The sequence below is a fragment of the Bacillus sp. YBsi01 genome (genome assembly GCF_038406745.1).
GTDB lineage: Bacteria > Bacillota > Bacilli > Bacillales > Bacillaceae > Bacillus > Bacillus siamensis.
In genome coordinates, this window is the sequence record NZ_CP151679.1 from 844,815 (window position 1) to 858,223 (window position 13,409).

At 50.0% G+C, this 13,409-nt stretch carries 1 pseudogene; it reads left to right on the plus strand.

Going from position 1 to position 13,409, the window contains the following annotated elements:
• Positions 1-13,390 (plus strand): annotated as a pseudogene (locus tag AADZ70_RS04540) (SDR family NAD(P)-dependent oxidoreductase).
• The last annotated feature ends 19 nt before the right edge of the window (positions 13,391-13,409 follow it).

Sequence of the window (13,409 nt, forward strand, 5' to 3'; positions counted from 1 at the left end):
GTGAAGAACTTCAATAAGCAAATCACTTTATCGCTGAAAAATCCGTTTATTTTACATCATGACGTTTACGGACAAAAAGTCCTTCCGGGATTGGCTTATATTGATATGTTTTATCAGATTTTCAAAGAGCGCGGGTATTCATATGACGGGCTTCAGCTGCGCCATTTATCCATATATCAGCCGCTTATTGCGAAAGAAGACAGCGCCGTCAAGCTTACGGTTGAATGTACAAAGGTAAAAGAAGGGCGCTGGAAACTGACCGCAAAAGGGGCTGAGGTCAGCGGCGGACGAGTGCAGCCGGACGAACGTATTTACGTCAAAGCGGAAATGCATGAGACGGCTCCCGCAGTATTCAGTGACACGCTTGATCTTGACTCTGTCAAACGCGAGGCGGAACGCACCATCGATTTAAATGAGCTGTATGCACAATGCAGAAGCCAGGAATTGGTTCACAGCGGATATATGAAAGCAGAAGGAGAAGTGTTTGAGGAGCGGGACGGGGTCACCTTTGATTTATCGCTCGGAAAAGACGCGATGGGACAGGCCGAAGGGTTTTTGTTCCATCCGACCCTTCTTGACGGAAGCGGCGTCGGCGCAAACCTATTAATTTCATCGCTGTTAAATGGGGAAAAGAGGCTGTTTCTGCCTCTTTTCTATGAATCTTTTACAGCTTCCGAACCTTTGCAGGCTGGATGCATCACGAGAATCAAACGTTCGTCGCTCCGGCAGGAAAAGGAGCTCATTTACATTACACTGGAGTTTTTTAACGCATCCGGCCGGAAAGTAGCCGAGCTGAAAGATTTCACAAGCAAGCTCGTGCGGGATGCCGAGCTGATCAATACAGACCGAAAGGCTGCTGAGAAGTCTCCTGAAAAAGCCGGTTTACCGGAAGTTGCGGCATCGCTTGAAGGCGGACACCCGCATGAGGAAGCAGAACGGTATGTCATGAATCTGATGGCGGAAAAAATCGGCAAGCCGCTTGAACAGATTGATTCTCAAGTCGGCTACTATGAAATGGGGCTGACATCGTCCGGACTGCTTGACGTCGTCGAAACGATCAGCGAAAAAATCGGCGAAACCCTTTCACCGACTTTGCTGTTTGAATATACGACGGCAGCAGAGCTGGCGGCTTTCCTGACTGAGCAGCACGGGAGCCATTTCAGCGCGCCTCCGGCAAAAATGGAGAAGCAGCCGCAAACAGAAAAAAGGCGGAAAAGCAGTGTGCCGCAAGATGAAGATATCGCCATTATCGGGATGGCCGGACGCTATCCGCAAGCCGAAAATATTCACGAATTCTGGGAAAACCTGAAAGAAGGAAAAAACTGTGTCACCGAAATTCCAGAGTCTCGCTGGGACTGGCGCCGATTTGAAAATGTAAAGTCGCCTTCGGGAAAGAGCATTTCAAAATGGGGCGGATTTATTGATGATCCGGATTGCTTTGATCCTCAATTTTTCCGGATTACGCCGCGGGAAGCTGAAACAATGGACCCTCAGGAACGGCTGTTTTTACAAACATGCTGGGAAACGATTGAGGATGCCGGATATACGCCGAAGTCGCTCGCGGAGGCGCGCGGACAAAATAAGAGACAGCGCGTCGGCGTCTTTGCCGGGGTGATGCACAAGGACTATACGTTGGTCGGAGCTGAGGCTTCTTCTGAAGATCATGTATTCCCGCTGTCTCTTAATTATGCGCAGATCGCAAACAGAGTTTCATATTTTTGTAATTTTCACGGGCCGAGCATGGCGGTCGATACGGTCTGTTCATCTTCGCTGACTGCGGTTCACCTTGCTGTGGAGAGCATTCGGCGCGGGGAATGTGAATCGGCTGTTGCCGGAGGCGTCAACTTGTCACTGCATCCGAATAAATATCTGACATACGGTTTATGGGACATGTTTTCAACAGACGGGGTTTGTCATACGTTCGGGAAAGACGGAGACGGCTATGTACCGGCTGAAGGAATCGGTGCCGTTTTATTAAAACCGCTGCAAGAAGCGGTAAAAGACGGAGACCGGATTTACGCGGTAGTAAAGGGCAGTGCCGTCAATCACGTGGGAACAGTAAGCGGGATTTCTGTGCCGAGCCCGGTCGCGCAGGCCGATTTAATTGAGGAATGTCTGGATAAAGCGGGAATCGATCCGCGCACGGTCAGTTATATTGAGGCGCACGGGACCGGAACGTCTCTCGGCGATCCGATTGAGGTTCAAGGCCTTGTCAAGGCGTTCCGCCAGTACACACAGGACAAACAGTTCTGTGCCATCGGATCAGTGAAGTCCAATATCGGCCATGCTGAATCGGCGGCGGGCATCAGCGGGTTAAGCAAGGTCGCCCTGCAGCTTCACTATAAAACGCTGGTGCCGTCTCTGCATTCCGAGGAGCTGAATCCGTATTTAGATTTTGAACAATCACCGTTTTATGTCCAGCATCAAACAGAAGCATGGCAGCAGCCTTCCGTGACGGAAGACGGAAACGAAACAGTATATCCGCGGCGTGCCGGGATCAGTTCTTTCGGGGCGACAGGTTCAAATGTGCATCTCATTCTGGAAGAATTTATTCCGGAAGAATCACACAGAACAAATGCTGAACCTGCGGAAGGACAGACATTCATTTTCCCGGTTTCCGCCCGAAATGAAGAGCGGCTTAAAGCGTATGTTGCGAAGCTGTCTGCATTTATTCATCCCGGCGTGCCGCTTGAGGATGCGGCATATACACTTCAGGTCGGCCGTGAGCAAATGGAGGAGCGGGTTGTTTTCACCGCACAGAATATAACACAGCTTAAAGAACGGCTGGGAGATTTTCTGGCGGGTCAAACGGCCGGCGGATGCTGGCGGAACAGAGCTGATAAAACGAAACAGGCAGAGCTTGCTCCTGACTTGATACATAAATGGCTTTCTTCCGGGAATCTGGAGATGATTGCTGAGAAGTGGGCCGGCGGAGGAACGATGGATTGGAATCTCTTATACGGTGAAAACAAACCGAATCGGATCAGCCTGCCGACATATCCGTTTGAAAAAACACGGTATTGGGTGCCCGAGGCGTCGAAAAAAGATTTGTTACCGCAAAAAAATGCAGGCATGCTGCACCCGCTCCTGCATGAAAATGTATCAAACATGTCAGGCGTCCGTTTTCGGTCCTCTTTTAGCGGCGGAGAATTTTTCCTCAAAGATCACGTCGTCAAAAACGAGCGGACGTTACCGGGCGCGGCTTATCTGGAAATGGTCCGGGCGGCCGTTGAACACGCGGCAGAAACGAAAGAAGAAGGAACAGTCCGCCTGAAGCATGTCGTATGGATACGTCCGTTTACAGCGGCGGATGAGTCCGCAGAATTGTATCTCCGTCTTTATGACGAAGAAAATGGGGACATGGGATTTACGGTTTATCGTGAATCGGCTTCATCAGAACAAGAGCCCGTTCTCTATGCGCAAGGAAGCGCGGCGTTTGTCCGGGCGGGCGAACCGGCGAAAATCGAGATTGACAAATTGAGAGAATCACGCCGTCTGATCACACCTGACGCTTGCTATCAAGCTTATAAACAGATGGGGATTGAATACGGGGATGCTCACAAAGCGGTCACGGCAATCTATGCAAAAGACAGCGAAGTGCTTGCGAAACTCTCACTCCCGTCATCTGTTTCTCATACAAAAGATCAGTTTGTCCTCCATCCGAGCCTCTTGGATGCGGCATTCCACGCGACAATCGGGTTGATGCTTGATAGAGACGAAACTGACATAAGGCCGATGCTGCCGTTTGCTCTGGAGCAGATTGATGTGCTGAAAAGCTGTAAAAGCAATATGTGGGTTTCCATTGCGTACAGCGGCGATAGCAATCCTGAAGATGCCGTGCAAAAGCTGGATATTGATATATGTGACGAACAAGGCGATGTATGTGTGAAAATGACTGGTTATTCCGCACGGGAAATTGAAACGGATAAAACAGATACACTATTTTTTAAACACGTATGGGAAGAGAAGGCGGCTGTACATGAAAAAGCGCCAGTCCATTTCAAAACCCGTCACGTGATGATATCTGACCGGTTTACAGATCAAATGAACAGCATACAGACAGACTTCAGCTGTCATGTGCTCCGTGATTGGCATAAGAATGAAGACGAACGGTTTGAAGACTGTGCAGTTCAGGCTTTTGAAGAAGTGAAGAAAATCCTCGCTTCAAATTCCGGCGGGCGCGAGCTTATTCAGATTGTCGTGCCTCAAGAAGCGGATACGCAGCTCCTTTGCGGCTTAACGGGGCTTTTGAAAACAGCGGCGCTTGAAAACCCGAACCTGACCGGCCAGCTGATTGAAGCGGAGCCGGACGTCAAGGCAGACACGCTGTCACGATATGTAAAAGAATGCAGCGCTCACCCTGATGACAAGCATATTCGCTATGAAAACGGCAGGCGCTATACTGCGCAATGGCAGGAAACGGGTCTTGAACAGTTTGGCGCCGAAAAGCCGTGGAAGGATAAAGGTGTTTATCTGATCACTGGCGGTGCGGGCGGTCTCGGATTTTTGTTCGCCAAAGAAATCGCCCGGCATGCAAAAGGCGCCGTTCTTATTTTAACGGGGCGTTCTGCGCTGGATAACCGTAAAAAAGCCCAGCTGCAAGAGCTGTCCGGCCTTGGCGTACAAGCCGTGTACAAACAAACGGACATGACAGATAAACAAGAAGTTCAATTGCTCATAGCGGATATCTGCCGGCAGTACGGCGGCTTAAACGGTATCATTCACAGCGCCGGAACGATAAAAGACAACTATATTCTGAAAAAGAACAAAGATGAACTCCGTGATGTACTGGCGCCGAAAGTCTCCGGGCTGGTTCATCTTGATGAAGCATGTAAGGACATAGAACTTGATTTTCTGATTCTTTTCTCTTCCGGAGCGGGAAGCGCCGGAAGCGCGGGCCAAGCAGATTATGCGATGGCCAATGCGTTTATGAACGCTTTCAGTGAAAAAAGAAACCGGCAAAAGGCCCGAAATGAACGCCATGGACACACTCTTTCAATCTGCTGGCCGCTTTGGAAAGACGGCGGGATGACGGTTGACGCCGAAACGGAAGCCATGCTGACAAAAGAAAGCGGCATGGTCCCTATGAAAACAGAAAACGGCATTCAAGCTTTGTACCGCGGGTGGGCAAAAAAGACATCCCAGATCATGGTGACGGAAGGCTACGCCGCAAAAATCCGGGCGTTTCTGAAAAAATCAGCGGAAGATCAAGAAGATACGGAAAGCGAAACAGAAGCATCGGCAGGCTTTTCATCAGGCGGAGAAAACATGCTTGCGGAAAAAACGGAGCATTTCTTGAAACATGTGCTTTCGGAAGTAACCAAACTTCCTGTCGGCAGCATTGACGCCAAGGCGCCTATGGAAGATTACGGAATTGATTCGATTATGATTATGCATTTGACGGGACAGCTGGAAAAGAGCTTCGGTTCATTATCAAAAACATTGTTTTTTGAGTACCAGAATATTGAATCGCTGGCGCAATATTTTATGAAAGCTCACCGCGGCACGCTGCTGGAAGTGACCGGAATGAAAATGGAGGAACCCCCTGCAGCCAAACCGGATCTGCCGGAGAAAACAGAAGAAAAGCCTGTATCCTATCGCAGTGAAGGCAAAAAAGGCTTTGCGCAAGTCCGTACAGACACGCGGGAAAATCCAGTGCCGGAGCGTGAAGATATCGCGATTATCGGTATATCAGGACGATATCCGCAGGCCGAAAATCTCCAGGAATTTTGGAAGAACTTAAGAGAAGGCGTTGACTGCATAACCGAAATTCCAAGCGGCCGCTGGGATCACAGCCTTTATTACGACGCTGATAAAGATCAAGAAGGCAAGACGTACGGAAAATGGGGAGGATTTTTGAAAGACGTGGACAAATTTGATCCGCAATTCTTCTCTATTTCGCCCCGGGATGCAAAATTGATGGACCCGCAGGAGCGGTTATTTCTGCAATGTGTCTACGAAACGATGGAGGATGCCGGTTATACGCGCAAAAAGCTGACCGGAAAATCGAGTGACCTGCAGGGTGCCAATGTCGGTGTTTACGTCGGCGTCATGTATGAGGAATATCAGCTTTACGGAGCCGAAGAACAGGCGCGCGGAAAATCGCTCGCCTTGACTGGAAATCCGTCATCCATCGCGAACCGGGCTTCCTATGTATTCGGTTTTAACGGTCCGAGTATGGCTCTTGATACGATGTGCTCTTCTTCTTTAACAGCCATTCACCTGGCGTGTCAAAGCTTGCGGAACGGGGAATGCGAGGCGGCATTTGCCGGGGGCGTCAATGTATCCATCCATCCGAATAAATATTTGATGCTCGGCCAGAACAGATTTTTATCAAGCAAAGGGAGATGTGAAAGTTTTGGAGAAGGCGGAGACGGTTATGTGCCCGGTGAAGGAGTGGGCGCCGTACTCCTCAAGCCGCTTTCTAAAGCAAAAGCGGACGGTGATCATATTTACGGCCTGATCAAAGGCACGGCCGTGAACCATGATGGAAAAACAAACGGGTATTCCGTCCCGAATCCGAACGCCCAAGCCGCGGTAATCAAACAGGCGTTAAAAGACGCGGGAACCGATCCGAGGGCGGTCAGCTACATCGAAGCCCACGGTACTGGAACTTCACTCGGCGATCCGATTGAAATCACGGGTCTGACAAAAGTCTTTTCAGAACAAACACAAGATAAACAGTTTTGCGCCATCGGCTCAGCAAAATCCAATATCGGGCACTGTGAAAGCGCAGCAGGCATCGCGGGGCTGACAAAGGTGCTGCTGCAAATGAAATACAAGAAGCTTGCGCCGTCACTGCATTCCCGGACGCTTAACCCGAATATTGATTTTCCAAGTACGCCGTTTAAAGTGCAGCAGACGCTTGAAGAGTGGAAAAGACCGGTCATAAATGATAAGGAACTGCCGAGAACCGCGGGGCTTTCCTCTTTCGGAGCCGGCGGCGTCAACGCTCACATCGTCATCGAAGAATATACCGCTGATGAGGATAAAGAGACGGCTTTTGCCGCACCTCATCCGTCGATGATCGTCCTTTCCGCAAAAAATGAGAAACGGCTTCAAGAACGGGCGAAACGGCTTCTTGATGCAATGCGGAGCGGGTGTTACAAGGAAGCGGATCTGGGCCGGATCGCCTATACGCTTCAAACCGGCCGTGAAGCGATGGAAGAGCGTCTCGGTCTGATTGTCAGCAATTTGCGCGAGCTTGAAGAAAAGCTTGACGGATTTACGGGCGGCAAAGATTCAATTGATCAGCTCTACCGCGGACAAGTCAGACAGAATAAAGACACGATGGCGCTGTTTGCGGCTGATGAGGACATGGAAAAAACCATTGAGGCATGGCTTGAAAAAGGCAAAGCCGCAAAGATATTAGAGCTTTGGGTAAAGGGCCTTCCGCTCAATTGGGATAAGCTGTATCAAATGGGCAGACCGCAAAAAATCAGTCTCCCGGCTTACCCGTTTGCAAAAGACCGTTATTGGGTCGACACATCAGCTGATGCAGCTGTCAAAAAACCGGTGGAAACAAAGCCTGCACCGATCGCACCGGCGGCCGTCCCGGAACCGGTCATTGAAGCAGCACCTCTTTGCGAGGAGACTGCGAAAGAAAAACCGTCCAACATTACATTGCAGCCTTTGAGCGGCGCGGAATCAAAAAGAACCGCACAGCCCGCTGACCGTCCGGCGGTTTCCGCTGAAAAAGTAAGTGCCGAATTAACGGAAAGTTTGGCGGACGTTTTATATATGGATCCCGGCGATATCGACGCAGACGACACTTTTATTGATATCGGTATGGATTCAATCACCGGTCTTGAATGGATAAAGGCGGTTAATAAAACGTACGGCACGTCTCTTACGGTGACGAAAGTATATGATTATCCGACCATCAGCCAGTTTGCGTCCTTCTTGCAAAAGGAGCTCGGGACAGAACCGATCCTTGAGGAAGTAACCGAACCGCAGAAAACGGAGGCCGTGAACAAACCGTCCAACATACTTCTGCAGCCTTTAACCGCTCATAAGCAGCCGGTGATACAGGCAGAAGCGGATATTCTCGAGGCGATGTCTGAAACGGCAGCTTCCGCCGAACCGGAAGAACCGATTGAAGCGGTGCATGACGAGTTATCGAAAGCACTTGCTGATGTATTGTACATGGAGCGGCATGAAGTAGATATTGATGAGGCCTTTATTGACCTGGGCATGGATTCGATTACCGGTCTTGAATGGATAAAAGCCGTCAATAAACGGTACGGCACGGACTGTAACGTAACGAAAGTGTATGATTATCCGACCATCCGTCAATTTGCCGATTTTCTGCGCACGCAGCCGTCCGTCCGCGGCAGAAAAAAACAGGCGGTTCCCGTGCGTCCAAAGCCGCTTACGCAGGAGAAAACACCTGCCGAGCCGGAGAGATTAACGGTTCAAAAGGAACCTGAACCTGTGCAGGCCAAACAGGAGCCTAATGACGAGATGGCGGACGCGATAGCCATCGTCGGCATGTCGGGCAAATACCCCGACGCACCGGATCTTAAGACGTATTGGGACAATTTAGTGCGTGCGAAAAACGCCATTCGCGACATCCCGCTTTCCCGCTGGGATGTAAACCAATACTATGATCCGGCCTTAAACAAGAAGGGCAAAGTATACTGCAAATCAATCGGTATGCTTGACGGCATTGAAGAATTTGATCCGCTGTTTTTTAATATTTCTCCGTCTGAAGCTGAACTTATGGACCCGCAGCACCGGATATTTTTACAGGAAGGCTTTAAAGCCTTTGAAGATGCGGGCTACAGCTCAAAAGAATTAAGCGGGAAAAATTGCGGTGTTTATTTAGGGATTATGAACAATGAATACGGCATGATGTTAAATAAACATCAGACAGGAGGAAGCGCAACGGGCAACAGTTTCAGCATCGCGGCGGCCCGCCTGGCGTATTATCTCAACTTGAAAGGGCCGGCGATTCCGATCGATACGGCATGCTCATCGTCTCTTGTCGGGACTCATTTGGCGCGTCAGGCGCTGTTGAATCATGAAATTGACATGGCGCTTGTCGGCGGCGTCACCTTGTATATAACGCCTGAATCATATATCAGCATGTGTGAAGCCGGAATGCTGTCTCCTGATGGCCAATGCAAAGCATTTGATAACAGCGCAAACGGATTTGTGCCTGGCGAAGGCGCGGGGGCGCTCGTTCTGAAGAGGCTGAAAGATGCGGAAGCCGATCAAGACCATATTTACGGAGTCATTATCGGATCCGGAATTAACCAGGACGGAAAAACAAACGGCATTACCGCCCCGAGCGCGAAAAGCCAAATGGATTTAGAGCGCCAAGTGTATGAAACGCACAACATCCACCCTGAGAGCATTACCTATGCGGAAATGCACGGCACCGGCACAAAGCAGGGGGATCCGATTGAATTAGAAGCTTTATCTTCTGTATTTAAGGAAAAAACGGACCGAAAACAATTTTGCGCCATCGGTTCGGTTAAATCGAATATCGGACATACGTCGGCGGCGGCAGGCGTAGCAAGCGTCCAGAAAGTCCTGCTGTCGATGAAGCATCAAAAGCTTGTGCCGAGTCTTCATTTCAGCACGCCGAATGAACATTTTGATTTCGATGACTCGCCTTTATTTGTCAATACCGAACTCAAACCTTGGGAAACAGGCGGAGCACCGCGTCGGGCCTGTGTCAGCTCATTCGGCTACAGCGGCACAAACGCTCATCTCGTCATTGAAGAGTACCAGCCGAAAGACCGGGGCAGCCGAAAACCTGATGAGACAAACATTTTTGTACTGTCGGCGAAAAAAGCGCCGCAGCTAAAAGCCTATGCCGAGTCGATGATCGAATTTACAAAAGCCAATCAGGATATCCATCTTTCAGATATGGCGTACACGCTTCAAACCGGGCGTGACGCAATGGACTACCGTCTTGCGGTTACAGCCGGTTCGAGAGAAGAACTGATCAGCCGTTTAACCGATTTTATATACAGCAATACGGGTGAAGGGATATATGAAGCCCACATCAAAACGGCAAAAAAAGAAATCAAAGCATTTGAAACGGACGATGATATGAAGCAGCTTGTCAGGTCATGGTTCGATAAGAAAAAATATGGCAATATAGCGGAATTGTGGGCAAAAGGGCTTCACGTGGACTGGAACAGACTCTATCAAGGCGAAAAAACCACGCAGAATCAGTCTGCCGGCTTACCCGTTTGCCAAGGAGCCGTACTGGCTGCCTCAAGTGAAATCTGCATCGGAGGAAACGGAAGACCGGCGCGAAGCTGTACTTTTAGAAAAGCAGTGGGTTCCGTGTGAGATCGAGTCTGCCGATGAAAAAAGCGTTCAGAAGGTCATGATTCTGGCTGATGCAAGGACAAGGGGACTTGCCGAAGAGACTGCAAAGCATTTCGATGACTCGTTCATTCACCCGGTCGATTCGGCTGACACGTCAGCTGCCGCTTGGAGCCGCATAGATGGCGCAATCGATCTGACGGGCTGCGGAGACGAAGACCTTTCACTGGAAGGGATCAGCCGGCTCCAGTCTCTGATTGATACGAGCCGCCGTCAAGCGCGGCCGCTGACCCTGCTGTATGTAACAAAAGGCTTGGAGCCGTTTCAGCAGAAAACGATTCATCTCGCAGGAGCGGCAAAAAGCGGCTTGTACAGAATGCTGCAAAGTGAGTATCAAAACGTGACGTCAAGACACCTGGATGCCGATACCGATACAAATCAGCAGACACTTGCCAAACAGGTTGCGGATGAATTTTCAGCGGACAGCACAGAACCGGAAGTCTGCCTCCGAAACGGACAGAGATACCGCGCTGTATTCAGGGAGATTCCAAAATGGGAGCGATCAGAACAACAGCCCGCATCGTTCCCGGAAGATCATGTGCTTTTCATTACCGGAGGGACGAGAGGGCTCGGTCTTTTATGCGCACGCCATTTCACAGAAAAACACGGCGTGAAAAAAGTGGTGCTGACAGGCAGGGAGCCGATTCCTCCCCGCCATGAACGGTCAGCTGTGAATACACGGCTGAAAGAGAAAATACGGGCGATTGAAGCGCTAGAAGCAAAAGGTGTGCAAGTAGCGGTCATCAGTCTGAAATTGTCTGACCGTGATGCGGCGGCAGCGGAAATTGAAACGATCCGGCGCACGATGGGACCGATCGGCGGGGTCATTCACTGTGCAGGCTCGGTTAATTCAGTAAATCCGGCGTTTATCAGAAAGACTGCTGACGACATACAAGAAGTGCTGGAACCGAAAGTCGCCGGGCTTCAAACTTTAAGCAGCCTTTTTACAAATGATCCTTTGCGATTCTTCGTCTTATTTTCTTCCGTATCTGCTGTCGTTCCGGCGCTTGCCGCGGGGCAGTCGGATTATGCGATGGCAAATGCGTACATGGATTATTTCGCGGCTGCTCATCAGCATCAATATCCGATGGTCAGCATTCAATGGCCGAATTGGAAGGAAACCGGATTGGGTGAAGTCCGCACAGAAAGCCTGAAGCAGACCGGACTTTTAGGACTGACGAATGCGGAAGGGATTGACTTGCTGGACCGCATTTTGTCTGAAAACATCCGCCCGGCCGTTCTGCCGGCCATCGTTGATCGAAGCGGATGGCATCCTGACAGGCTGCTCAGTCAAAAGAAAAAACAAAAAGAGGCTGAAGCAGAAATAAACGGTCAAATCGAGGAAAAACAATCAGACTCAGACCTTCTTTTTGATACGAAGGCATGGCTTGTAAAACTGTTTTCTGATGAGCTGAAAATCGCTCCGGATGAACTGGAAACAGACGAACCGTTTCAGGATTACGGGGTTGATTCGATCATTTTAGCGCAGCTTTTACAGCAAATGAATCAAGCGCTCAAAAAGGACTTAGATCCGTCTGTTTTATATGAACATCCGACGATTGACGCGTTTGCCGAATGGCTTGTATCCAACAGTCAGCCGCTGCTCACAAGGAAGGAATCTGATACAGAAACCGCGGTTCCCGCCAATGTGCAAACCGTTCAAGCTGAACAAAACCGATATGCCGAAAATGAAGACATTGCCGTCGTCGGAATGAGCTGCCGCTTTCCGGGAGCGGAATCGTTAGAACAATATTGGGATTTGCTGAGAAACGGCAGGTCCGCGATCGGCTCCGTGCCGGCCGAACGATTCGGTTACGAAAATCAGTATGTTGCGGGCTTGATTGAAAATATGGATCACTTTGATTCCGATTTCTTTTTCATACCGGAAAACGACGCGAAAGCGATGGATCCTCAGGCATTGGCGGTGCTGGAAGAAAGCGTAAGGCTTTGGTGCCATGCCGGCTATACCCGTGAAGAAATCAAGGGTATAGAAGCCGGTGTGTATATCGGAGGCCGCAGCCAGCATCAGCCTGATCGTGAAAGCCTTGCGAATGCCCGCAATCCGATCGTTGCGGGCGGGCAGAACTATTTAGCTGCAAACGTTTCGCAATTTTTTGACCTGCGGGGGCCGAGCATCGTGCTTGATACGGCTTGTTCATCGGCTTTGACAGGAATGAATATGGCCGTACAGGCACTGAGAAGCGGCGATATCAAAATAGCGGTAGTCGGCGGTGTCAGCATGCTGAACACGGATGCGGCGCACCGGATGTTCCAAGAGCGCGGGCTGTTAAACGAAAAACCGGTATTTCATGTATTTGATAAGCGTTCAGGCGGCGTTGTCCTCGGAGAAGGCGTGGGCATGGTGCTGTTAAAAACGGTAAGCCAGGCGCAAAAAGACGGCGACACGATACACGCAGTCATTAAGGCCGCCGCCATGAATAATGACGGCAGAACGGCAGGGCCGTCAGCCCCTAATGTTCAGGCGCAAAAAGACGTTATGCAAAGTGCGCTTTTAAAAAGCGGTAAGAAGCCGGAGGATATCACTTATATCGAAGCAAACGGATCGGGTTCCGCTGTGACTGATTTACTTGAGCTGAAGGCGATTCAATCCGTATACCGCTCAGGTCAGCATGTTCCGCTCGGCATCGGGTCAATCAAGCCGAACATCGGGCACCCGCTTTGTGCAGAAGGGATCGCAAGCTTCATAAAAGTCGTATTAATGCTGAAACACAGACAAACGGTTCCGTTTCTCTCAGGGGATGAACCGATGCCGCATTTTGATATAACAAAGACCGATTTGTATTTTAATAAAACAGCCGGCGAATGGGATGCAGCCAGGCCGTCTGCGGCCATCAACTGCTTTGCCGACGGCGGAACGAACGCCCACGTCATTCTGGAAGCTTGGGAAGAAAAAGATACCCGACTGAAAAGAAAGCCGCTGCCTGCACCGTCATTAAGACGTAAGGGTCTCGTAAAAGAACCTGATGCACCGGTGAAGAAACAAGAGCTTCCTGCCAAGAAAATGTTCTGGAAAGCATTTAATTAAATAGAGAGGAGTGGGAAGA